22 protein-coding genes are annotated in these 22,520 nt (G+C 64.6%); 8 read left to right on the top strand and 14 right to left on the bottom strand.

Annotation, left to right across the window (positions count from 1 at the left end; genetic code table 11):
- Positions 1–30: 30 nt before the first annotated feature.
- Entirely contained in the window at positions 31–855 is an 825-nt protein-coding gene (locus tag C2138_RS07935) for a class I SAM-dependent methyltransferase (RefSeq protein WP_108516875.1), read from the top strand.
- A gap of 309 nt (positions 856–1,164) precedes the next feature.
- Positions 1,165–1,413 (top strand): hypothetical protein, encoded by a 249-nt coding sequence (locus C2138_RS07930; protein ID WP_108516873.1) that lies wholly within the window; start codon positions 1,165–1,167, stop codon positions 1,411–1,413.
- 48 nt (positions 1,414–1,461) lie between these two features.
- Here the strand turns inward: C2138_RS07930 and C2138_RS07925 are convergent, their stop codons facing one another.
- The 13 genes from C2138_RS07925 to C2138_RS07870 all read right to left on the bottom strand — a co-directional run bounded on the left by C2138_RS07925 (position 1,462) and on the right by C2138_RS07870 (position 14,216).
- Positions 1,462–1,707, bottom strand: coding sequence for a hypothetical protein (locus C2138_RS07925; RefSeq protein ID WP_108516872.1), 246 nt, complete (start codon positions 1,705–1,707; stop codon positions 1,462–1,464).
- Entirely contained in the window at positions 1,708–4,275 is a 2,568-nt protein-coding gene (gene valS, locus C2138_RS07920) for a valine--tRNA ligase (RefSeq protein ID WP_241961081.1), read from the bottom strand.
- A 72-nt stretch (positions 4,276–4,347) separates the two neighbouring features.
- The gene (locus C2138_RS07915; RefSeq protein WP_108516870.1) at positions 4,348–4,953 is read right to left on the bottom strand and encodes a TetR/AcrR family transcriptional regulator; all 606 of its coding nucleotides are present in this window, start codon (positions 4,951–4,953) and stop codon (positions 4,348–4,350) included.
- Positions 4,950–6,062: an ATP-binding cassette domain-containing protein gene (locus C2138_RS07910; protein WP_338418807.1), complete on the bottom strand. Its 1,113-nt coding sequence runs from the start codon at positions 6,060–6,062 to the stop codon at positions 4,950–4,952. The genes C2138_RS07915 and C2138_RS07910 overlap by 4 nt, the downstream gene beginning before the upstream one ends.
- A complete protein-coding gene (locus C2138_RS13925; protein ID WP_338418806.1) occupies positions 6,023–6,589 on the bottom strand; it encodes an ATP-binding cassette domain-containing protein in 567 nt (188 codons plus the stop codon). The genes C2138_RS07910 and C2138_RS13925 overlap by 40 nt, the downstream gene beginning before the upstream one ends.
- A complete protein-coding gene (locus C2138_RS07905) occupies positions 6,586–7,449 on the bottom strand; it encodes an ABC transporter permease (protein WP_108518948.1) in 864 nt (287 codons plus the stop codon). The genes C2138_RS13925 and C2138_RS07905 overlap by 4 nt, the downstream gene beginning before the upstream one ends.
- A 10-nt stretch (positions 7,450–7,459) precedes the next feature.
- Complete coding sequence (locus tag C2138_RS07900) at positions 7,460–8,395, bottom strand: ABC transporter permease (protein WP_108516869.1); 936 nt, start codon at positions 8,393–8,395, stop codon at positions 7,460–7,462.
- A gap of 15 nt (positions 8,396–8,410) precedes the next feature.
- A complete protein-coding gene (locus tag C2138_RS07895; RefSeq protein ID WP_108516867.1) occupies positions 8,411–10,048 on the bottom strand; it encodes an ABC transporter substrate-binding protein in 1,638 nt (545 codons plus the stop codon).
- Positions 10,049–10,185: 137 nt separating this feature from the next.
- Entirely contained in the window at positions 10,186–10,785 is a 600-nt protein-coding gene (locus C2138_RS07890; protein ID WP_108516865.1) for a biotin transporter BioY, read from the bottom strand.
- Positions 10,786–10,898: 113 nt separating this feature from the next.
- Entirely contained in the window at positions 10,899–11,684 is a 786-nt protein-coding gene (locus C2138_RS07885) for an enoyl-CoA hydratase/isomerase family protein (RefSeq protein ID WP_108516863.1), read from the bottom strand.
- The gene (locus tag C2138_RS07880) at positions 11,677–12,834 is read right to left on the bottom strand and encodes a MalY/PatB family protein (protein WP_108516862.1); all 1,158 of its coding nucleotides are present in this window, start codon (positions 12,832–12,834) and stop codon (positions 11,677–11,679) included. Before C2138_RS07880 ends, C2138_RS07885 begins: the two co-directional genes overlap by 8 nt.
- 39 nt (positions 12,835–12,873) lie before the next feature.
- Positions 12,874–13,635, bottom strand: coding sequence for a PKD domain-containing protein (locus C2138_RS07875; RefSeq protein ID WP_159078174.1), 762 nt, complete (start codon positions 13,633–13,635; stop codon positions 12,874–12,876).
- A 17-nt stretch (positions 13,636–13,652) separates the two neighbouring features.
- The gene (locus tag C2138_RS07870) at positions 13,653–14,216 is read right to left on the bottom strand and encodes a hypothetical protein (RefSeq protein WP_108516859.1); all 564 of its coding nucleotides are present in this window, start codon (positions 14,214–14,216) and stop codon (positions 13,653–13,655) included.
- 96 nt (positions 14,217–14,312) lie between these two features.
- Here C2138_RS07870 and C2138_RS07865 point away from each other — a divergent pair, with 96 nt between their 5' ends.
- From C2138_RS07865 to ndk, 6 genes are all read left to right on the top strand, one after another.
- The gene (locus tag C2138_RS07865; RefSeq protein ID WP_108516857.1) at positions 14,313–14,663 is read left to right on the top strand and encodes a GntR family transcriptional regulator; all 351 of its coding nucleotides are present in this window, start codon (positions 14,313–14,315) and stop codon (positions 14,661–14,663) included.
- Positions 14,660–15,676, top strand: coding sequence for a DUF1648 domain-containing protein (locus C2138_RS07860; RefSeq protein WP_108516856.1), 1,017 nt, complete (start codon positions 14,660–14,662; stop codon positions 15,674–15,676). Before C2138_RS07865 ends, C2138_RS07860 begins: the two co-directional genes overlap by 4 nt.
- 442 nt (positions 15,677–16,118) lie before the next feature.
- Positions 16,119–19,460, top strand: coding sequence for an isoleucine--tRNA ligase (ileS, locus tag C2138_RS07855; RefSeq protein WP_108516854.1), 3,342 nt, complete (start codon positions 16,119–16,121; stop codon positions 19,458–19,460).
- Positions 19,453–20,859 (top strand): bifunctional folylpolyglutamate synthase/dihydrofolate synthase, encoded by a 1,407-nt coding sequence (locus C2138_RS07850; protein WP_108516853.1) that lies wholly within the window; start codon positions 19,453–19,455, stop codon positions 20,857–20,859. The genes ileS and C2138_RS07850 overlap by 8 nt, the downstream gene beginning before the upstream one ends.
- Entirely contained in the window at positions 20,856–21,224 is a 369-nt protein-coding gene (locus C2138_RS07845; protein ID WP_199286518.1) for a DUF4233 domain-containing protein, read from the top strand. Before C2138_RS07850 ends, C2138_RS07845 begins: the two co-directional genes overlap by 4 nt.
- 9 nt (positions 21,225–21,233) lie before the next feature.
- Positions 21,234–21,656: a nucleoside-diphosphate kinase gene (gene ndk / locus C2138_RS07840; RefSeq protein ID WP_108516850.1), complete on the top strand. Its 423-nt coding sequence runs from the start codon at positions 21,234–21,236 to the stop codon at positions 21,654–21,656.
- A 5-nt stretch (positions 21,657–21,661) separates the two neighbouring features.
- On the opposite strand, the gene C2138_RS07835 is transcribed toward ndk, so the two are convergent.
- Positions 21,662–22,486, bottom strand: a complete 825-nt coding sequence (locus C2138_RS07835; protein WP_241961080.1) for a vitamin K epoxide reductase family protein — start codon at positions 22,484–22,486, stop codon at positions 21,662–21,664.
- Between the last annotated feature and the right edge of the window lie 34 nt (positions 22,487–22,520).

The raw sequence follows: 22,520 nt of genomic DNA, 5'->3' as shown, positions 1-22,520 counted from the left end.
GCTTATTGCCACCGCCTATAGGCTGGCGGCATGAGTGAGAAGTCTGCGCCTTCTGACGAGGAACGGTATACCCACGGTCACCACGAGAGCGTGCTGCGGTCACACACATGGCGCACAGTGGAGAACTCCGCTGGCTACCTGGTGTCGAGCATCCGGCCGGGTCTCAGCGTTCTCGATATTGGCTGTGGGCCTGGCACGATCACCGTCGACCTCGCTCGCCGGGTCGCCCCCGGCCGAGTGATTGGCCTTGATGCCTCTGCCGAGGTGATCGCGAAGGCCAGAACGCTTGCCGATGACGAGGGAGTAGATACCGTCGAGTTTGTCGTGGGCGATGCCTATTCCACCGGATTCAGCGATGACTCTTTCGACATTGTGCACGCCCATCAAACGCTGCAGCACGTTGCCGACCCCGTTGCGGTGCTTCGCGAAATGCGCCGGGTCATGAAGCCGGGCGGTGTGGTAGCCGCTCGCGACGTCGACTATGCGGGGACCATGGTGTATCCGACGAGCCCGGGACTTGAGAGGTGGGCAGAGCTGTATCAACAGGTGCACCGCTCAAACGGGGGAGAGCCTGACGCCGGTCGCCGCCTCAAGGCGTGGGCACGTGAGGCCGGCTTTGCTACTGTGCAGAGTTCCGCTGACATCTGGTGTTTCGCCTCAGACCATGATCGTGACTGGTGGGGCGGAATGTGGCAGACGAGGGTGCTTGAGTCTGCCTTCGCGGGGGATGCGATCAGCAAGGGGCTAGCTACGCGCGCAGACTTGCAGCAGATTTCGGATGCGTGGCGCGACTGGGCAGACGACAGCGACGGGTGGATGGGCATGCCCCATGGAGAGGTTCTCGCCCGCGGTTAGCTCTGCGCACCGGAATGTGCTGCAGCTAGCCCGTTGCGGGTGCAGCTGCTGGGTCGGGCGCTCATCCGGTGGAGCCGAAGCCGAGCTCGTCGGCGTGACCTGGCGATGGAGAGCCACACCAGGGCAGTGGCCACCGAGCGAGAGCGAGCGCGGCGCGAATCGGACGCCTACCGCGTCTGGAACTTGGGCGGCTAGTAGTTCGCTCGCGCCTCTCTGCCAATCACATTGTGAGATGGCGAGAAAGGCCTTGGTGCCGGCGAGAATGTCGGCGCCTCTCGCTAGCGTTAATGGCGACGAAAGGTGAGGGCAATGACCGCAATTTCACCCGACATTCGTCGGGCACACCATGCTCAGCCCCGGGGCATCGACCGTGTGGCTGCGCAGGTGGGCGTCGCGCTGTACCGCTGGGCTCAGCGCGATGCTGATCGCCGCCGCGACCGTCAGCTCTCACGTGCGAGAGTCGAGAACGACCCTCGCACACGCCACGATCTGCAGCTCGACGCGGACCACGATGAGCTGCACATCGCCGAGCGGGCGCGCAAGTTCTACCTGGGATAGCAGTGGCCTCGACAGCGGTTCGTGCGGCAGCGGTTGGTTCGGCAGCAGCTAGTTCGGCTGAGTGACGACAGCCTCATCTGCCACGGCGTCATAGGTGACGACAGTGCCGTCGTCGAGTTCGGCGATTGGGCGGCCCTCAAGCCAGGTCAGGGTCCAGCGCCAGCCCGAAGGGTCGAAGTCGGCCGACGACAAAGCCAGCACTTCAGCATCCACTGCCGCGATCGCGTCGCGCACGGTCTGCGGCAGACGCTCGGGAGCAGGAGCCCCGAGCGTCCACCGCGTTCCGAGCTGCATTTAGGCCTCTACCTCGGCGAGCACGATGTCGGTGACAGCGAGCTCATCGCCGACCACGAACTCGAGTGATTCGATGCGTCCGACGGCCTTGAGGTCATCCGCCGCCTGCTCCAGCAGCGCGAGAGTGTCGGCGGGAGCGGAGATCACGGCCGAGACAACGGGCGTCTTCTGCGACGCCTTCGCGTCCGTCTTGGCTCGACGAATTCCGATGAGCGCAGCGCTGACGGCGGGTAGAACGCCGCGCGCTTGGCTGCCGGCGGCGACGGGCCACGCCGCCGTGTGGATCGATCCGTCGTGGGTCCACGACCAGACCTCTTCTGTCGCGAACGGCAAGAACGGGGCCAGAAGGCGAAGCATCACGTCGATTGCCTCGCGGAGTGCGAGTACCGCGCTGGCCTGGCCAGCGGGAGTCGATGCCCCGTAGGCGCGCTCCTTGACGAGTTCGAGATAGTCGTCGCAGAACGTCCAGAAGAACTGCTCCGTCGTCTCAAGCGCTCGCGCGTGGTCGAATTCGTCGAACGCCTTGGTGGCGGTGGCGACGACGGCGTCCAGCTCGGCGAGCATGTCGACGTCGAGAGGGGCGCTCACCGCGAAGTCGCCGCTCGGCAGCTCATACGAGTATGCGAACTTGGCCGCGTTCAAAACCTTGATCGCCAGGCGGCGACCGATCTTGATCTGCTTGGGGTTCTGCGGGTCGAACGCGGCATCCGTGCCCAGGCGGCTCGACGCCGCCCAGTACCGAACGGCGTCCGAGCCGTGGTCGTCGAGCATCCCGGCGGGGGTGACGACGTTGCCCTTGGACTTCGACATCTTCTTGCGGTCGGGGTCAACGATAAAGCCCGAGATCGCCGCGTGCTTCCACGGTGCGACGCCGTCGTGTTCAAGGAGTGAGCGCAGTGCGGTCGAGAACAGCCACGTGCGGATGATGTCCTGACCCTGCGGGCGCAGGCTGTAGGGGAACACCAGATCGAAGAGTTCTGGGTCGCTCTCCCAGCCGCCGGCAAGCTGCGGGGTCAGCGACGACGTCGCCCAGGTGTCCATAACATCCAGTTCGCCGACGAAGCCGCCGGGCTGGTTGCGCTGCGACTCATCGAAGCCGGGGGCGGCATCCGACGACGGGTCGACGGGTAGCTGCGCCTCGGACGGCACGATGGGGGAGTCGAAGACGGGGTTGCCGTCGCCATCGAGCGGATACCAGACGGGGATCGGAACGCCGAAGAACCGCTGGCGGCTGATGAGCCAGTCGCCGTTGAGGCCGTTGACCCAGTTGTCGTAACGAACGCGCATGAAGTCGGGGTGCCAGTCAATCTCGCTGCCGAGAGCGACGAGGCGGTCGCGCAGTTCTTCTGACTTGCCGCCGTTGGTGATGTACCACTGGCGGGTTGAGACGATCTCGAGGGGCTTGTCGCCCTTTTCGAAGAATTTGACGGGGTGCATGATCGGCTTGGCGTCGCCGATCATCTCGCCAGAAGCCTGCAGAAGGTCGACCATCGTCTTCTTCGCGCTGAAGACCGTTTTGCCGGCAATCTCGGCGTAGGCGGCCTTGCCGGCCTCCGATTCGATGGCCGCAGGGGCCTCGCTGATGATGCGGCCGTCGAAGCCGATGATGGCGCGGTTGGGCAGGCTCAGCTCGCGCCACCAGATCACGTCGGTGAGGTCGCCGAACGTGCAGATCATGGCGATGCCCGATCCCTTGTCCTTCTGGGCAAGGTGGTGCGCAACGACGGGAACCTCGACATCGAAGAGGGGCGTGCGAACGGTCGTGCCGAAAAGCTTCTGGTACCGCTCATCATCGGGATGAGCGACGAGCGCGACACACGCGGCCAGAAGCTCGGGGCGGGTCGTCTCGATGTGGATGTCGGTGCCGTCGGGAGCGTGGAACGCGAGGCGGTGGTAGGCGCCCGGCTGCTCCTTGTCTTCGAGCTCTGCCTGCGCAACGGCGGTGCGGAACGTCACGTCCCACAGGGTGGGGGCATCGGCCTGGTACGCCTCGCCGCGGGCAAGATTACGCAGGAACGCGCGCTGGGCGACGGCCTGCGATTCGGGCGCGATCGTGCGGTAGGTCTGAGTCCAGTCGACGCTGAGGCCGAGCTTGCGCCACAGATCCTCGAACTGCTTCTCGTCTTCTACCGTGAGCTTCTCGCACAGCTCAACGAAGTTGCGACGGCTGATGGGCAGCTGGTCTGCGGCCTTGGAGCTCTTGTTGTCGCCGCCCTCGAACGGCGGCACGAAGCCGGCGTCGTAGGGGAGAGTCGGGTCGCAGCGCACGCCGTAGTAGTTCTGTACGCGGCGCTCGGTGGGCAGACCGTTGTCGTCCCAGCCGATCGGGTAGAAGACCTTGTTGCCGCGCATCCGCTGAAAGCGGGCGATGACATCGGTGTGGGTGTAGCTAAAGACGTGACCGATGTGGAGTGACCCGGATGCCGTCGGGGGCGGGGTGTCGATCGAGAAGATGTTCTCGCGGGTCGCATTGGCGCGATCGAAGCGGAACGTTCCGTCGGACTCCCACCGGGGGCCCCACTTCTGCTCGAGTCCTTCAAGGGCGGGCTTTTCTGGAATGGCAGACAACAACGAACTCCGATTCGATATATGCGGCACCGCGTCAGTGGTGAAGTGCCTAAGTGTGAGGCGACTCTAATGTTAGCCGACCGACCCGTGAGCGGTCGCAGCATAACCCGCCAGAACCGGGTCGATGGCGGCCTCGACGAACGGCGTGAACGCTCCGCGCTCCGATCCCGCGCGTGCCCAGAGCTGTGCTGCGGCAACGACGGCTCCCGTGAGCGCATACGCCGTTGCCGTAGCTTTCTGCTCACCGCACGCCAGCTGGGCATCCCGCAGAATGGCCGCGAGCCTGGTGACGCGGCCGATGCCCGAGGACAGCAGCTCGTGCGTGCTGCCGATGAGGTCGTGCTGCGTGAGCGCAAACGGCACCCGCGATGGCCCCAGCGATGCAGCGGCGTGCAGCAGTGCATGGCGAATCGCGGCGAGGGGGTCGCTGGCTTGGGTCGATGCGAGGTCGGCCTGTGCCGCGTCGATGGCCTCATCGAACTCCACCCAGAACACGTCGCCCTTGGCATCGAAGTAATTGAAGAAGGTGTTTCGGCTGACTCCCGCGCGTTGGGCAATGTGCTCAACCGTCGTGCCCGCGTAGCCGTTCTCCAAGAACAGTTCGAACGCGGCATCCTGCAGCATCTCGCGGGAGGCCGCGGGGGGTCGGCCGCGGCCCGATGCTGAGGCGGGGGTCATAGTGTGCTCCGGTCGAGGTGGCCCCGCGGCTCACCGATCGTCGGTGCCGCAGCAAGAAGGGTCTGGGTATAAGGATGTGTCGGGCGAGCAAAGATCTCTGCCGCCTCACCCTGTTCAACGATACGGCCGCCCTGCATCACGGCGACACGGTCGCTCATGTGGTGAACTACGCCCAGGTCGTGCGAGATAAAGAGATAGGCGAGCCCGCGTTCTCTCTGAAGGTCGTCGAGCAGGTCGAGCACCTGTGCCTGCACCGAGACGTCGAGCGCCGACACGGGCTCGTCGCACACGATGATCCGCGGCGATGGGGCGAGCGCTCGGGCAATAGCAACTCGCTGGCGCTGACCACCGGAGAGGTGCAGCGGGCGGCGGGTTAGCACGTCTGATGGCAGACCGACCGAGTCGAGCAGGTCGGCAATTCTGCGGCCGCTCACCCCGCGCGCCGAGCCGCCGCCCGCCGCATCGCGCAGGATGTCGGCGACGGTCGCCCGCGGATCAAATGAGCTGAGCGCATCCTGGTAGATGGCACCGAGAGCGGGTCGGCGGTGTCGCCGTTCGCGTTCTGGCACGGAGCTGAACGGGCTGCCCAGGAGGCTGACCGAGCCCGAGTCTGGTTCGGTGAGCCCCAGGAGCATGCGGGCAACAGTGGTTTTGCCGGAGCCTGATTCGCCGACGAGCCCCAGAGTGCGGCCGGATTCCAGGTGAAGGGAGACGCCGTCGACTGCGGTGAACGACCCGAAGCGCTTAATGAGGCCGCTCGCGGACATGAGGGCAACCGGTTCGTGGGACTGAGGTGCCGGCGCGCGCTCGGTGATCGTGAGCGATTCCGAGAGACGCTCGCCCCGCGCGGCGCCGGAGGGCACCGACCGCAGCAACCGACGGGTGTACTCGTGCCGCGGGGAGGAGAGCACCTCATCGGTTCGCCCCTGTTCCACAATGACACCGTCGTGCATCACGGCGACGCGGTCGGCAACGCTGCGAACAACGGCGAGGTCGTGGCTGATGAGGAGCAGCCCGGTTCCGCCACGACGAAGTTCAGCGAGCAGGTCGAGAATCTGAGCCTGGATCGTCACGTCGAGCGCCGTAGTCGGCTCGTCGGCGATGAGCAAGGGGGATCGGCGGCTATCGCGCTCGCAATCAGGGCGCGTTGGCGCAGGCCGCCAGAAAGCTCACCAGAACGCTGCCTCGCCCGCTCCTCAGGGTCGGGCATGCCGACAGAGGCCAAGATCTCTCGCACCCGAGATCTGCGCTCACGCGGCGAAAGGCTTGTGTGCAGCCTTAGTACGTCGTCGATCTCGCGCCCTACGGGTCGTAGCGGATCGAGAGATACCAGGGCATCCTGCAGCACGAGACCCACCTCGCCCCCGCGGATGCGCCGCCAAGCTCGTGGGCGCACCCGCAGTAGATCGCGCACCCCCGAGTCTGTCGACAGACGCATCGTGTCGGCGGTGACCGTGGAGCCGGACCCCGCCAGCCCGAGCAGGGCCCGGGCCGTCACACTCTTGCCGGAGCCCGATTCCCCCACGATCGCGACACACTCGCCCGCCGCCACCGACAACGAGATGCCGCGCACCACCTCGGCCGCACCGAACCGCACTCGCAGATTCTCAATCGTGAGCACCGCATCCGCCGTCATTTCTGCCCCTGCCTGGTGCGCGCCTGAATGCTGCGCCCGAGAGTCGTCGCGGCGGCGGCCGTTGCCACGATCGCCAGCCCGGGGAACACCGTCATCCACCATGCCACCGACATATAGGTGCGCCCGGCCGAGAGCATTGCGCCCCACTCCGCTGCTGGTGGCACCGCTCCGAGCCCCAGATAGCTCAGCGATGATGCCCAGACGATGGCCTGCCCAACGCCGAGAGTGGCCAAGACGAACACGGGGGCCAGGGCGTTGGGGATGATGTGTCTGGACGTAATAAACCACGGGGAACGCCCGAGTACGACAGCGGCATCGATGTATTCCGATTCACGAACGGCCCGGATGCGGCCCCTGATAATGCGGGCATACCCGGGAGCTGTCGATAGCCCCACGGCAATCGTCGTCGTGAGGATGCCCGGGCCGGCAATTGCGATGAACACAAGGGCCAGCAGCAGCCCGGGCAGCGCAAAGAGCACTTCGACAATGCGGGTCGTGGCAAAGTCGACAACCCGGTTGCTGAGGGCCCCCAGCGTGCCGAGGATGAGCGCGAGCCCGACGCCGATCGCCGTCGCGGCGAGGCCGATGAGAAGCGACGGCCGCGCGCCATGCACTACCCGGGTAAAGATGTCGCGGCCCGACTCGTCCGTGCCGAAGAGGTGACCCCACGAGGGCGGGCGAAACGACTCGAGCGGATGAACCGCGAGCGGGTCGCCGGGCGCCAGCAGCTGTGGTGCGATGGCGGCGACGAGCAGAAGCGCCAGGATGCCGCCACTCAGCGCCTCTCCCAGCGTGACCCGAGCCCCCGGGCGTGCCCGAGAGTTGCCGCGTAGGGTCACGGTGCTGAGTGCGCCCGTCATGCTGCCCCCGTCATTTGCGCGCCCGAAGTCGCGGGTCGGCAACACGATCCAGGGCGTCCGTGGCAATCGTGACCAGCACGAACGCGAGTGCGGAGACGAGGGCGATTCCCGTGACCATGGGAATGTCCCTGGCCGTGACGGCGCTCATCAGGCTGCGGCCGAGCCCCGGCCGCGCAAACACAGTCTCGACCACGACCGCCCCGCTCAAGAGCGACCCGAATGCCCAGCCGGAGAGCGATATCGCCGGCAGGGCCGCGTGCCGAATCGCATGACGAAGCCGGATCCCCGTCTCACCTTCTCCTCTCGCCCTCGCCGAGAGAACAAAGGGAGATTCGAGTGCATCGAGCATCGACTCCCTCATGACCTGACCGAGAAACCCGGCAAGGGGGATGCCCAGAGTCAGAACCGGCAGCACCAGACCCAGGGGGCCGGGGACGCTCACCGGGGGCAGCCACCCCAGAGCATTGCTGAAGACGAGGATGAACAGCGATGCGAGCCAAAAATGCGGGACAGCGGATGCCGCTATCTCAAGCCCCGAGGCGATGCCCCTAGCGATTCGCCCACCACGCGTCGACCAGAGCGCCAGCCCCAGGGCGATTATCCACGCTGCCACGAGCGAGAGAACGGTAAGCAGGAGGGTGCCCCAGAACTGCTCCGCGATGAGGGAGACCACGCTCGACTTGAGCGAGTATGAGGTTCCCAGGTCGCCCGTGACGAGTCTGCCGAGCATCATCAGGTACTGAGCTATGAGCGGTTGATCGAGTCCATGCTCGGCCCGCACCAGGGCAAGTGCCTCTTCTGAAGCCTGCGAGCCGGGGCCCCCGAGAAGCGCCTGCTCGGGGCTGCCGGGGATCAGCCGGAGCGCAAAGAATATTGCGGTTGCGATAGCCCAGAGCACGAAGACACCACCAGCGATCTTGGCCGCGCTCCACCGCAGAACACTCATGCCGCTACCCGGTGATCATGCGCGATTCACCCACGCGTCGTAGAACGTGGGTGCCGACACGGTGGGGAGAGCCCGCATGCCCGAAACGGCCGTCGAGTGGAGAAAGTGGTTCTGCTGGTCGTAGAGAGGCAGCACGTAGTAGCCGCTCAGAATGATCTCCTGCGCCTGCTCGTACAGCGATGCGCGCTGCTCTGCGTCCTGCGTCGCACTGGCCTCCGCTAGCAGCGCGTCGAGGGCCGGGTCGCTCAGCTGCGCGAGGTTTGCGTAGTAGCCACTGGGCGCAGGAACGATCGAATCGGAGTGGTACAGGATGCGCAGCACGTCGGGGCCCACCTTGGTATACGGCGCACTGACCAGGTTGTAGTCGTTAGCAGCGAGCGCGCCGTACCAGCTCGAAAGGTCGAGCGGTTCAAGCACGACCTCAAACCCGACAGGCTTGACCGCAGCCTGGATCTGCTCGAAGAGTGACTGCTCAGCGGGGATCGATTGGTTTGTGCTCACGGGGAAGGTGAGGGTCAGCCGCTCGCCGCCGCGGACCCGGTAACCCTCCGCGTCGCGCTGCGCCCAGCCGGCCTGATCAAGAAGGTCGCCCGCGGCATCCGCATCGATGTCAAAGTACTCCGGCGCTTCAATGGATGTCGCTTCTACGCTCGAGAGCACCGAGTAGGAGCGGTCGGCGGTTCCGAAGAAGAGACTCGAAATGCCGTCGTTGACGGACGCGGCCCGAATGAACGCCTCACGAACCCGCTCGTCGTCGAACGGCGCCTTGCCCGAGTTGAGTTCGATGCGATTTGAGGCGCCGGGGCGAGGGGCGGAGATGACCTTGAGGTTAGATTCGCCTTCTGCTGCGGCGATCGAGTCGGGCTGAGCGTTGTCGATCACATCGACCTGCCCCGACTGGAGGGCGGAATACCGCGTGGCGGAGTCGGGGATGAACCGCCAGTCGATGGCGTCGAGATAGGCCACTCCGTCGTGCTCGGCATCCTGCGGGGGCGTCGTGTAGTCCTCATTGCGCTTAAGCGTGACCGAGTCTTGACGCTTCCACTCGGTGACCACAAAAGGTCCGGTGCCGACGGGAGAAGCGCAGTTCTCCTCCTGAGTGCGCTTGAGTGCTGTGGGGGACTGGATACCCACCCAGGGCTGCGAGAACGAGTCGAGCAGTGCGCTGTCCGGCGACGAGAGGGTCAGCGTGAGTGTCTGGCCATCGGCATCCATTGATGTGATTTTGGCCACAGCGAGGTATCCGGTCGACGACGCGGTTGCGGGGTCTTGCAGGTGGGCGATGTTCGCGGCAACGGCCGCCGCGTCGAGGGGGGTGCCGTCGGTGAAGGCGACGTCGTCGCGAATCGTGAACTCCCACGAGAGGCCGTCGGTGCTTTCGGTCCAGTCGCTGGCCAGCCACGGCAGGATCTCGCCACCGGCGTTCTTGGAGACAAGGGACTCGATGTACTGCGTCGCGAGCAGAGCCTGAGGAAAGTTGCCGCCAACATGCGGGTCGAGGCAACTCGGCTCGGCATCGCCCGATGCGTACACGAGGGTTCCACCGCTGACGGGATCGGTGGAGGTGACGCCGGGCGCCGAGCATGCCACGAGCAGGGAAAGGGAGGCGACGGCGACGCCGCCGATGGAAAGAGAGCGGGCGGCGCGAATCATTCTGACCTCAGCTGTGGGTGCGAACTAACGGGCGATGAAAAATGGACCGAATGCATTAGTTGCACTCAGTCCATTAATCATAGTCCTGCGCTCCGACATGTCGAATCGCCCGGATGTCGGAGGGCGCTGCGCACGCGTCAGTCGCGGCGTGCAGCCAGCCGGTCGGCGAACTTCCAGGTGAGGGGGAGCAGGCCGGCGGCAATAGCCGACTTGACGATTCCGCCGATGATGAAGGGGTAGAGGCCCCACTCAAGGGTCTGCGCGAGCGAAGCGTTGAGGGAGACGGCAAGCCAGGGGAGACCGATGGCAAACGTCATGATGGTGCCCGCCGCCATCGAGACTGCGGCGCCGAGGAACTTCTTGTCCCAGTCCCGCTGCGCGAGCCATCCCGTGAGGGCAGCCGCGAAAATGAAGCCCACGATGTAGCCGCCTGTTGCGCCGAACACTACCGAGGTGCCGGATGCGCCCTCGCTAAACACGGGCATGCCGAGCATGCCTACCGCGAGGTAGAGCACCATCGATAGCGCGCCGCGGGTGGCACCCAGGGTGCTTCCGACCAGAATCACGGCAAGGGTCTGCAGCGTGATCGGCACGGGCTGGATGGGAATGTACAGCTGCGAGGCCACCGCCGTGACAGCGGCGCCAGCCGAGACCAGCACGATGTCGGTCGCAATGCTGCGGGCGAAGAAACGGTCTGCGAGCGTCGGGCGGCCGAGGTGCAGGGTGAGGGTCGACATCGCGACTCTCCTTTCCGTGTTGGTCGGGAATCTGTGCCAATACTACGCATGGCTCACAATTCGCCACGCAGCGGTGTCTACAGAACCCCGGCAGAAACGTTGTGGATGTCTCTCTACGAGCGGGGCGCGGTGAAAGCGGCGATCAGGCGAGTGGCGTCGGGGGTTTCGATGGACGCGCCGATGGTGCGGGCTTCATCATCGAGGTTCTCCTGGTAGCTGCGCTGGGTGCTCGCTCGCATGAGCCGCTTGGCTTGGCCGAAGGCCCCTGCCGCGCCCGAGCGCCAGCTCAGTGCGACCGCGTCGACGCGGGAGGCGAGCTCTTCTGGGGCAACGACCTCGGTCACGAGCCCCCAGTCGAGCGCCTCTGCGGCCGAGAGTCTGCGGCTGCTGAGGGTGAGTTCGAGGGCGCGTCGCATGCCCACGGCTTCGGGTAGAAGGGTGCTCACGCCGCAGTCGGGCGTCAGCCCGATTGCGGAATACCGGCTGGCGAAGAAAGCAGAATCCGACGCCACGATGTAGTCGGCCACGAGCATGAACCCGAGGCCGCCCCCGGCAACCGCACCCTGAACGGCGGCCACGATGGGCTTGGGCATCTCACGGAACACGCGGTGTCCCTCATGGATCACGTCGGCGAGCGCGGCAATAGCCGCGCCGTCGTAGGAGCCGTTGCCGCTCATGGCATGGATGTCGCCACCGGCGCAGAACGCTGAGCCGGCCGCGTCGAAGATTACGGCGACAACGTCGTCGCGACGGGCGATCTCGTGGGCGGCATCGCGCCACCGCTCGGCTGATTCCTGATCGATGGCGTTCAGCCGAGACGGACGGTTCAGGGTCACTCTCGCTATTCCGTCGGTGACGGAGAGCACAATCGCGGGCGACGGCGTTGTCGTGTCAGTCATGGTCGCTGAGCCTAGCGGCGCGGATCCGCTCGATGGCTTCCGTTAGCACTTCTGGCGAACATCCGAAGTTCAGACGGGCGAATCCTGTGCCCTCGCGACCAAAAGCGGGGCCGGAGGTGAGCGCGACCTTGGCCCGCTCGAGAATTCCGGCCGCCGGATCGTCGCCCCACCCCGCATCGCGCAGATCGATCCAGGCCAAATATCCTGCGACCGGTTGGCGATAGCGAGAACCGGGGATGCTCTCGGCGAGCAGATCGTCAAGCAGTCGGCGATTGGCCTCGAGGTTCGAGATCACGTCGTCGAGCCAGCTTTCGCCCTCACGGAATGCTGCGATCGATGCCTGCACTCCAAGATGGCTGGTGCGCCAGAAGACCTCGTCGTGCATTCCGTCAATCACGGCATGCATCCTGGGTGCCGCCGTGATCATGAGCGCACACTTGAGCCCGGCAAGGTTCCAAGCTTTGCTCGCCGAGGTGATCGAAACGCCGTGCTCGCGGGCGGCGTCGCTCACGGTGAGGAAGGGAGTGAAGTGCCCGTCGCTGTGGGTGAGCGGCGCATGTATTTCGTCGCTGATGATGGTGGCGTCGTGCCGCTGGGCGATCTCGGCAAGCGCAATAAGGTCCGCGGGTGTGTGCGGGTAGCCCAGCGGATTATGTGGGTTGCACAGCACCATCGCTGTTGCTCCCGCGGCGAAGGCCGCATCGATGCCTTCAAGGTCGAGCGCGATGGATGCTCCATCGTCGAGCAAGGGAACACGAACGACAGAGGAGCGTGCTTCATCGATGAGTGCGTAGAACGGTGGATAAACGGGTGGGGTTACCACAACGCTGTCGCCCGGCTGGGTGACCCGGCGCAGAACCTCGAGGATTCCCATGCTCACGTCGGCGGTGGAGCGCACGTGGTCGGGGTTAACCGCCCAGCCCCACCGCTTCTCGGCAAAGGAGCTGAAAGCGTGAGGCAACTCCCGCCCTCCGCTTGAATACCCGGTGTCGGAGCGATCGACGGCATCCCGTATTGCGTCGCCAATGGGCCGGGCGAGTGGAAAGTCCATTTCTGCGACGAAAAGGGGGAGGACATCGTCGGGGTACGCGCGCCATTTGACGCTGGTGCGACGGCGGAGAGCGTCCAGTGGTTCTGCATGAACAGGCATGCCCACAGCATCGCACTGCGCCGGGGGTTTGCGGGAGGGTTAGCAGCCGGGGCCGGTGGGGTTCTGCAGGCAGGTCTTGCTCACGAGCACGGTCTTAACGGATGCGACGTGCATCGGGATGGGTTCGGATGCAATGGGCAGGTAACCGATGAACTCTTCCCAGCCGCCATCGGCGTTTTCTTCGTAGTAGTACTCGATCGAGTAATTGACGGTGAGGGTGACGCTGTAGTCGCCAGGTCGGTCGAAGGTATGGCTCGTAGCGGTGTCGGAGAACTCCTTGAGTGACTGTGTCTTCCACTGGGACCCCTTGCCGCGGGTGGTCAGGCTGTGGCCGTCGCCGAAGTTCCATCGATAGGAGGCCGGTGTGAATCGCGCGACGGCAGGCCTGCCCAGCAGGGTGCCCTCGATGGTGTGGGGTTCGATTTCGGCGTAGAAGTTCGCGGGCAGCCCCACCGCTGCCCATGAGACGGGTTCGGACAGCGCGATCGGCTTTCGGGGCCGGAACGACTCAAAGTCCGTGGCCCTGATGACAGTGGCAACGTACAGGTCACCGCACCGAGAACCACATGTTCTGGCATATCTCTCTTCGAGGGTCTCTTGCTTGATTCCGCCAGAGGATTCAGACCCGGGGACAGCGGACCCTGAAGTTTTGGCGTCAAGGATGAACTCTCCGGCCCTCGTCGATGCACCGACACTCGACTCGCAGTAACCCTGGGACTGCCCGAACGATGTACACACGTCTGCTTGATCTGCTGCGGTGGCCATCGATGCCGGCGCCATGAGGATAATTAGCAGGGACAAGACAGCCGATCGACCCGTCAGCATTCTCTATCGCTCCAGGGTTCTATTGAGTCGACAATGAAGTCCTGTTCGGCCTCGTAGCGGTCCAGAACGACTTCGAAAGGGCGTCGACTCGAAACGTTTGATAGATCCACTTGGGCGCCTTCGCCGTTCAGGTAAAACCTCGATGAGTAGTCGAAACATGAAGTCACAATCACCGTCGCGGTTTTCTGGCCGGTAAACCATTGCTGCAGTTCAACCGAATCGAACCTGACGCTGCCGTGCTGGATCCAGCCTTTGGATGCCAACGCAGCGAAATCCGTGATCGCAAGCGCTGTCCAGTCAGGGCTGGCTACCGCGGCCATCCGCTCCGGGTTGACGCCTCCCTCCTGCGAGATCAGGTTGCTCATGTCCCAGTAGGCAGTGAGCGCCGCTTCTGCTGCCGCGAGGGCTTCGTCGTCTGAAGAAAAGAGCGGGGCGGTGGAGTGGGATGGCTTAGTGGGCGGAGTCGGTTCCGTGCTGCAGCCGATGAGTGCCAGGACGGCAGCCGTTGCGGCGATAGCGCCGAGCAGGCGAGAGCGTGAGGCGGCGGGCGCAGGCATGCTGTGACCGTAGTAATTTCGCCGCGGTTGCGTGCGAATTTTCCACAGCGCGATGGTCGATTTGATCTAGCTCAACTAGAACAATAGAGTGGCGGCATGCTCATTCGTGTCGATCCCTCCGCAGAGGCACCGCTCTTCGAGCAGCTCTCCACTGCGGTTAGGGCTGCCGTCATCTCGGGCGAAGCTAAAGCAGGAGAGCGGCTGCCATCAGCTCGCGAACTCGCCGAATCGCTCGCGATCAACGTGCATACGGTTCTCCGGGCGTACCAGGAGCTGCGTGATGAAGGCCTTATCGAGCTGAGGCGCGGCAGAGGCGCCGTGATCGTGGCCTCCCCGCGCAGCTACGACGCCCTCAACGCCGCCATCGCCGTGGCCGTCGCCGAGGCGAAAAAACTTGATCTTCCCCCCGCGGCGCTCGCCGCACTCATCAGAGAGGCCTACCAGTGACCCCGGATAGCACCACCGACCTTGCCCGTCGCATCCACAACACCCGCATCCGAGCGACCCTGGTGGGCGGGGTCTTCCCTGCTCTCGTCGGCTTCATCGGCGCGGCCGTTGCGGCATCCTGGATTCCCGAGGTCCCCAACCCGGCGGCAATTCACTGGTCTGGGTCTGGCCCAGACGGGTTCGGCAGTCCCTGGCAACTGGTGTTCATCATGTTTGTTGTCCCGGTCGGGTTCGCGGTTTTTGCTGCCACCTCGACATGGAAGACAACGGATGCGGGTTTACTCAGTGCGAATCAGAAGGCCATCGCGGTCACGGGTCCATGGCTAGCGAGCATTATCGCAATCGGCGTGGGCGGATCGCTCGCGATTCAGCGTGGCTTCGCTGATGCGCATGATGTTCCTGACGCGGGGCCAGCCCTCCTGCTGGGATTCATCGTCGGGTTCGCGCTCGCAGGGCTGGCATGGTTCGTCCTTCCGCCCGTTGATCGCACCCCGGTCGCCGGTATCGAGCCGACCCCCATCGTCGCGGCGTCAACTGAGCGTGTTTCGTGGACTCGCAACGTCTCCATGGCTCGGGGCGGCATCGTCCTCGTGTGTATTGCCATCCTCGCGGTCGCGGCGGGAGGAGTGGTCGCATCCGCGAGTGAGCCAAAGATGCTTCCCCTCGTTGTCGGCATCGTTCTCGTGCTGGCGCTGTTGTTGGTGAGCATGTCGTGGTGGAGGGTCTCAGCCGATCACCGTGGGCTCACCGTGCGCAGCGTGGCGGGATTCCCCAAGACCACCATCCCGGCGGCCGAAATCGTCGCCGTGCGCGTCGTCGAGGTCAACCCCACCGCCGACTTTGGAGGGTGGGGCTGGCGTTGGGATGCCCAGGGTCGCTCTGGTGTCGTCATGCGTAAGGGGCCAGCGATCGAGGTTGAGCGCCGCAGTGGCAAGCGCTTTGTGGTCACGGTTGACGACGCAGAAACGGGCGCCGCTGTGCTCGCAGGAGTCATCGAACACCCCGCCGCTTGAACCCTGTCGGGCTGCACGGGGCAGACGGGCGTCGATCAGACCGACCCTGTCGCTGCAGCCTCCGCTCACCATCCTCGTGGAGCGAGGGGGCATCGTCTGCGAACTCGTCGGAGCCGCCGCGACGGAACCGGTCGTTTTCGCCTGGAACCCCATCTCCGAAAGCGCGAAACACCATAGAGGGCTAGCGATTTCGCCCCCAGCCCGCTCGCGGTATCCTTATGTCACAGGCTGTGATCCGACCATCATCGGGGAGCTTTCGGAAGAACGGTGGGCATCCTGGATGCCCGCCTGGTAGAACCGAACGGGGCTGGCCCGTCATCGCCAAGGAACAAGCGGCTCGATGCGTTCACTGCGACGCAGAGGGCAAGCGGGGTGGTACCGCGGCAGGTGATTCTCATCATCCGTCGTCCTCGTGCAGAGTCATGACTGCCCAGGAGACCCAATGACCTACCCTCGCCCCGACGCCGACGGTTCTCACGCCGAGCCCCTCACGCCGAGCCCGAGCCTCCCCGCGATCGAGCAGGGAATCTTGGCGTTTTGGAAGGGCGATGGAACCTTTCAGGCATCCATCGATCAGCGCGAGGGGTGCGAGGAATGGGTCTTCTACGATGGCCCTCCCTTCGCCAACGGTCTGCCGCACTACGGCCACCTGCTCACCGGCTACGCCAAGGACCTGTTTCCCCGCTATCAGACGATGCGCGGCAAGCAGGTGCAGCGCCGATTCGGCTGGGACACCCACGGGCTGCCGGCAGAGCTCGAAGCAATGCGCCAACTCGGAATCACTAAGAAAGAAGAGATCGAGGAAATGGGCATCGGCGCCTTCAACGCCGCAGCCCGCGCCTCAGTGCTCAAGTACACCGATGAGTGGCAGAACTATGTGACCCGTCAGGCACGCTGGGTCGACTTTGAGAACGACTACAAGACGCTCGATGTGAGCTTTATGGAGTCCGTGATCTGGGCGTTCAAGCAGCTCCACGATAAGGGGCTCGCCTACGAGGGCTTCCGCGTTCTTCCCTATTGCTGGAACGACGAGACTCCGCTCTCCAACCACGAACTGCGCATGGACGACGATGTCTACAAGATGCGGCAGGATCAGACTGTCACTGTGACGTTCCCGCTCGTCGGAGAGAAGGCCGAAGTGCTCGGCCTCACCGCAGTAAGGGCCCTTGCCTGGACGACGACGCCGTGGACTTTGCCCACCAACCTGGCCCTGGCCGTTGGGCCGGAGATCGAATATGCGGTCGTGCCGAGCGGACCCCTCGGGGGAGGCGACGGGGCAGAGGAGGGCGTCGCCGAATACCTTCTCGCGGGCGACACGGTTGCCGCGTACGCCAAAGAGCTGGGCTACGAGAGTGCAGAAGCTGCGCGTGACGCGATCTCCCGCACGATCAGCGGTGCCGAGCTCGGAGGCGTGCAATATGACCGCCTCTGGGACTTTTATGCGGATGCCGAAACGTACGGCACGCAGAATGCGTGGCAGATCCTTGTCGCTGACTACGTGGCGACGGGTGAGGGCACCGGCATCGTGCATCAGGCTCCGGCCTACGGCGAGGACGACCAGATCACCTGTGCTGCCGCTGGAATCCCCGTGGTCATCTCTGTCAACGACGGCGGGCGCTTTTTGCCGAGCGTCGAGCCCGTGGCAGGCATGCAGGTCTTCGACGCGAACAAGCCGCTGACCCAGCTGCTTCGGGCCGAGGGGCGGCTGCTGCAGCAGAAGAGCTACGAGCACAGCTATCCGCACTGCTGGCGCTGCCGCCAGCCGCTCATTTACAAGGCGGTCTCGAGCTGGTTCATCCGCGTTCCGGAGTTTCGTGACCGCGCGGTCGACCTCAATGAAGAGATCAACTGGGTTCCCGAGAACGTCAAGCACGGTCAGTTCGGCAAGTGGATGGCCGGTGCCCGTGACTGGTCGATCTCGCGCAACCGCTACTGGGGCTCGCCCATTCCGGTGTGGAAGAGCGACGACCCCGAGTACCCCCGTATCGATGTCTACGGCTCGCTAGAAGAGCTTGAGCGCGATTTCGGAACGTTGCCGCGCAACTCCGACGGCGAGGTAGATCTGCACCGTCCCTACATCGACGACCTCACGCGTCCCAACCCCGACGACCCGACGGGCACCTCCACGATGCGCCGCATCGAAGACGTGCTCGACGTGTGGTTTGACTCCGGCTCGATGCCCTATGCGCAGGTTCACTATCCGTTCGAGAACCGCGAATGGTTCGACTCACACAGCCCCGCCGACTTCATCGTGGAGTACATCGGGCAGACCCGCGGCTGGTTCTACACGATGCACGTGCTGTCGACCGCGCTCTTTGACCGTCCCGCGTTCAAGAACGTGATCAGCCATGGCATCGTGCTCGGCAACGACGGCCAGAAGATGTCCAAGTCGCTGCGCAACTATCCCGATGTCAACGAGGTCTTCGATCGCGATGGCGCGGATGCGATGCGCTGGTTCCTGATGTCGTCGTCCGTCATCCGCGGTGGCAACCTCATCGTGACCGAGGAGGGCATCCGGGAGGGTGTGCGGCAGTTCTTGCTGCCGCTCTGGAACAGCTATTACTTCTTCAGCCTCTACGCCAATGCAGCCCAGGAGGGTGGCTACGTTGCGTCGTGGCGCACTGACTCCACGAACGTTCTCGACCGCTACCTGTTGGCCAAGATGCGCCAGCTCATCATCGACGTGACGGCCCACCTCGACGCGCTCGATTCCCCGCTTGCTGCGCAGTCTCTGCGCGACTTCGCCGATGTCCTCACCAATTGGTATGTGCGTCGCAGTCGCGACCGCTTCTGGGCGGGAGAGAACGGCGGTGCCGAGTGGCGCGATGCCTTCGACACGCTCTTTACCGTGCTGGAGACCCTCACTCGTCTTGCCGCGCCACTGGCACCGTTGGTGACGGAACGCGTCTGGAAGGGTCTGACTGGAGGGCGCAGCGTGCACCTTCTCGACTGGCCCGATGCCGAGGCCTTCCCCGAGGACGATGACCTCGCGAGCACCATGGATCGGGTGAGGGAGATCGCATCCGCTGGCCTTGCCCTTCGCAAGTCGACGGGCAAGAGAGTTCGTCTGCCACTGGCAAGCCTCACGGTGGTGAGCGAAGACAGTGAGCGACTGGCGGCATTCAGCGACATCCTGCGCGACGAACTTAACGTGAAGCGGGTGAACCTGCAGCCGCTCGTGGAGGGCAGCCTGGGCGAGTACGGCATTGAGCGCAAGCTCACGGTGAACGCTCGTGCGGCTGGGCCGCGCATCGGCAAGGCCGTGCAGCAGGTTATCCCCGCAGCAAAGCGCGGGGACTGGGTCGCCAACGGAGACAACGTCATCGTCGGAGGCCTTGAACTCCTGCCCTCAGAGTTCGAGCTTGAGCTGACCGCGGCCGATGAATCGAGCGCGATCAGCTTTCTCGCCACGGGAGGCTTCGTGCTTCTCGATACCGCGACCACGCCCGAGCTTGAGGCCGAGGGGCTGGCCCGTGACATCATTCGCGCCGTGCAAGACACCCGCAAGGCTGCTGGTCTCGACGTGAGCGATCGCATCCGTCTCGACCTGTTCTTTGCGTCGGAGGAAGAGGCTGCTTCGGTCGAGAGCTTTATCGAGATCATCGCGGAGGAGACTCTCGCGGTGGCTACGGGCGTTGCCGCCGGACCGGGCGCTGAACTCGCCGGCTCTGTAGGTGCCCACCGCGCCACTGTGCCGGCAGGCAAGTACGCCAACACGGGGGACATCGTCATCGATGTCGCTCGCATCGAGGGATCACAGCAAGGAGCATCGATCGATGTCTGAGAATTCACCGCGCAACAAGAAGCTGTCTGACGACCCCGAACTCAGCGACGATGCTCTCCTTCAGCCGAGGGCCGATCAGGTTTATGCGCAGCTGCTTTCGCGCGTGGGGGAGTCGTCGCCGCGGCCCCGACTTGAGCCGACGCGGCGTGCTGCCGCCCTCCTCGGAGACCCGCAAGCGGCAAGCCCCGTCATTCACATTGCCGGCACCAACGGCAAGACCAGCACGAGCCGCATTATCGACAGCCTTCTGAGGGCGCACGGTTTGCGCACGGGACTGCTCACGAGCCCGCACCTGTCGCGCGTAAACGAGCGCATCATGATCGACGGCGAGCCCATCAGCAACGAGGCTTTCATTGCGGCGTGGAGCGAAATCGAGCCGTATGTGACCATGACGGATGCTGCGCTTGCGCAGGAGGGCGAGGCGCCTCTTACCTACTTTGAGACGTTCACCCTGCTGGCTTTCGCCGCGTTTGCCGACGCTCCGGTCGATGTGGTCGTGCTTGAGACCGGAATGGGCGGGGAGTGGGACTCCACGAACATTGCCACGGCCGATGTTGCGGTGTTCACTCCCATTGCACTGGACCACGTTCACCGCCTCGGCTCGACGATCGCCGAGATCGCGCGCACCAAGGCTGGCATCATCAAGCAAGGCAGTGTCGTCGTCACGGCGGCGCAGGACCCCGCCGCTGCAGCCGAGCTTTCTGCCAAAGCCGCTTCCCTCGGGGTGACCATTGTCCGCCAGGGAGACGGCTTCGATGTCGCCGCCGGCACGATGGCGGTCGGCGGCCAGCTCGTCTCCGTTCGGGGACGCTCCTCAACCTACGGCGACGTCTTTCTCCCGCTCTATGGTGCCCACCAGGCCCAGAATGCTGCGGTTGCCGTTGCGGCGGTAGAAGCGTTCTTCGGCGACGGAACGCAGGCGCTTCCGCTCGATGTCGTTGAGGAGGCGTTCGCCACGGCAACCTCGCCAGGCAGGCTCGAGCTCGTCGGCATCGACCCGACGGTGATCGTTGATGCAGCCCACAATCCGCACGGTGCGCAGAGCCTGACTCGCGCTCTGGAGGAGTTCTTCGATTTCGATGAGATCGCGTTTGTCGTCGGCGTGCTTGAGGACAAAGATGCCGAGGGCATCATCTCTGCTCTGGCACCGAAGGCGACCCGGTTCTATGTGACCCAGTCGGCATCCGATCGCGCGGTGTCATCGGACGACCTCGCGTACATCGTTAAGGAGATCGCCGACAGTGACTCGACGTGGGAGTACGACGAGGCTTCTGAGGCCCTTGCTGCGGCCCGGGCATGGGCCGCCGAGCAACCCAAGCGCGCTGTGGTAGTTACGGGGTCGATCACCCTCGTTGGCGAGGCAATCGATATCGCGAGCGAAGAGGGGTGGAAGCCGTGAGCGCCGTCAAGCGCAGGAGGGGAGCCACCGAGAGCCTTCTCTCGATCGTGCTCGGCCTCGAAGCCGTTCTGATCTTCTTTGTCACCCTCACCGTGTTCGCGCTCAAGCTTCTGCCCGCTGGCGTGGCCTTCGGCGGCGGGGCGGTCTTCGCCATCCTGCTGCTGCTCACATCGGGGATGCTGCGTCACGAGTGGGCGCTCTGGGTCGGCTGGGCGCTGCAGGTTGCCCTCATCCTTCTCGGATTCGTGCACCCGGCGCTTTTTGTGACGGGCGTGATCTTTGTCGCGATCTGGACGTACTGTTTCGTCGTCGGTCGCAGGCTCGACCGTCGCAACGCCGCCTTCTTTAACCCCACCACCAACTAAGGAGAAACCGTGTCCAACGACATTGAAGAAACTCTCGTGCTTGTCAAGCCGGATGGCGTCGCCCGCGGACTCACCGGTGAGATCCTTCGCCGCATCGAGGCCAAGGGGTACCAGCTCGTTGACATCCGCTTCGTTCAGGCCGACCGTTCACTTCTCGCGGAGCACTACGCGGAGCACCAGGGCAAGCCGTTCTATGAGCCCCTCGTCGAGTTCATGGAGAGCGGCCCCGTTGTTGCGATCCGCGTTGCAGGCAATCGAGTGATCGAGGGATTCCGTTCGCTCGCCGGCACAACAGACCCGACGACCGCTGCACCCGGCACGATCCGCGGTGACCTTGGTCGCGACTGGGGCGTCAAGGTTCAGCAGAACCTCGTGCACGGCAGCGACTCGCCGGAGTCGGCAGCGCGCGAACTGGCCCTCTGGTTCTCCTGACCCGCCTATAGGTAGGCGATCACGTCCAGCCTCAGCTGGGCGATGATCGCCACCACAAGGTAGCTCGCCACGGTGAGCAGCGGAATCCAGCCCAACACGGCTCCAGCGGCCGCGGCCAGCCTGCGCTGCGGTGAGCGTCTCAGTAGCTCCGCCCAGCACAGCCAGAAGACGGGGATCGTCACGGCCCAGGTGACCATGCACCACGGGCAGAGCGTGCCGAGAACGAAGATGCTCTGCGAGATCAGCCAGATCACCAGGGCCATCGCCCCCGTGACTCCGAGCGTGAACCACGCCCACAGGGCCCGCCGGAGGGGAATGGCGCTAACGAGTGCGACGCCCATCACGAGCGCGGCGACCCACCCGCCGATGCCGAGCAGGGGGTTCGGGAAGCCCAGAATCGAGCCCTGCCACGAGGTGAGGTTGGCGCCGCACTGCACCAGAAGCGTGAAGTTGCAATCGAGGTCGGCTTGGGGGCTCGTCACGGTTATGACTTTGTCGGCGGTGAGTGCCCAGCCGGCCCAGAGACCGATCATGCCCGCGATGATCAGCGTGGTTCCCATGGCAACACGCCGGTGTGGTGCAGCGGAGGGATCGCGCTGCAGCAAAACGACGGCGAAGCCGAGGATCGCCGCAAAAACCGCGATGCCCACGACAGACCACGGCACTCCGAGCACGGTAGACGGCGAATCGCCTACGCCAAGCTCAGACAGTTCTCGCACGGCGCTGACGAAACTGAGCACGACTCCGCAGACGCCCGCAATTGCGGCAACTACGAGCCCCACCGTTAGGCCTCGCGAGGGTGAGACTAGGGCCATATGGGGCTTCGACATGTCGAACATTCTCGCAGTTCGGCTGAGCGTTCAC

This window comes from Salinibacterium hongtaonis, assembly GCF_003065485.1.
In the GTDB taxonomy this organism is placed as follows: domain Bacteria; phylum Actinomycetota; class Actinomycetes; order Actinomycetales; family Microbacteriaceae; genus Homoserinimonas; species Homoserinimonas hongtaonis.
Note: the sequence above shows the minus strand (reverse complement) of the source record. Positions and strands in the feature narration are given on the sequence as shown.

Excerpts from the sequence above, each read along its gene's own strand:
- C2138_RS07870 (WP_108516859.1), bottom strand. The coding sequence starts at position 14,216 with ATGCCTGCGCCCGCCGCCTCACGCTCTCGCCTGCTCGGCGCTATCGCC.
- C2138_RS07880 (WP_108516862.1), bottom strand. The coding sequence starts at position 12,834 with ATGCCTGTTCATGCAGAACCACTGGACGCTCTCCGCCGTCGCACCAGC.
- C2138_RS07865 (WP_108516857.1), top strand. The coding sequence starts at position 14,313 with ATGCTCATTCGTGTCGATCCCTCCGCAGAGGCACCGCTCTTCGAGCAG.
- C2138_RS07895 (WP_108516867.1), bottom strand. The coding sequence starts at position 10,048 with ATGATTCGCGCCGCCCGCTCTCTTTCCATCGGCGGCGTCGCCGTCGCC.
- C2138_RS07890 (WP_108516865.1), bottom strand. The coding sequence starts at position 10,785 with ATGTCGACCCTCACCCTGCACCTCGGCCGCCCGACGCTCGCAGACCGT.
- ileS (WP_108516854.1), top strand. The coding sequence starts at position 16,119 with ATGACCTACCCTCGCCCCGACGCCGACGGTTCTCACGCCGAGCCCCTC.
- C2138_RS07925 (WP_108516872.1), bottom strand. The coding sequence starts at position 1,707 with ATGCAGCTCGGAACGCGGTGGACGCTCGGGGCTCCTGCTCCCGAGCGT.
- C2138_RS13925 (WP_338418806.1), bottom strand. The coding sequence starts at position 6,589 with ATGACGGCGGATGCGGTGCTCACGATTGAGAATCTGCGAGTGCGGTTC.
- C2138_RS07915 (WP_108516870.1), bottom strand. The coding sequence starts at position 4,953 with ATGACCCCCGCCTCAGCATCGGGCCGCGGCCGACCCCCCGCGGCCTCC.
- C2138_RS07935 (WP_108516875.1), top strand. The coding sequence starts at position 31 with ATGAGTGAGAAGTCTGCGCCTTCTGACGAGGAACGGTATACCCACGGT.
- C2138_RS07900 (WP_108516869.1), bottom strand. The coding sequence starts at position 8,395 with ATGAGTGTTCTGCGGTGGAGCGCGGCCAAGATCGCTGGTGGTGTCTTC.
- C2138_RS07905 (WP_108518948.1), bottom strand. The coding sequence starts at position 7,449 with ATGACGGGCGCACTCAGCACCGTGACCCTACGCGGCAACTCTCGGGCA.
- C2138_RS07835 (WP_241961080.1), bottom strand. The coding sequence starts at position 22,486 with ATGTCGAAGCCCCATATGGCCCTAGTCTCACCCTCGCGAGGCCTAACG.
- C2138_RS07930 (WP_108516873.1), top strand. The coding sequence starts at position 1,165 with ATGACCGCAATTTCACCCGACATTCGTCGGGCACACCATGCTCAGCCC.
- C2138_RS07850 (WP_108516853.1), top strand. The coding sequence starts at position 19,453 with ATGTCTGAGAATTCACCGCGCAACAAGAAGCTGTCTGACGACCCCGAA.
- C2138_RS07885 (WP_108516863.1), bottom strand. The coding sequence starts at position 11,684 with ATGACTGACACGACAACGCCGTCGCCCGCGATTGTGCTCTCCGTCACC.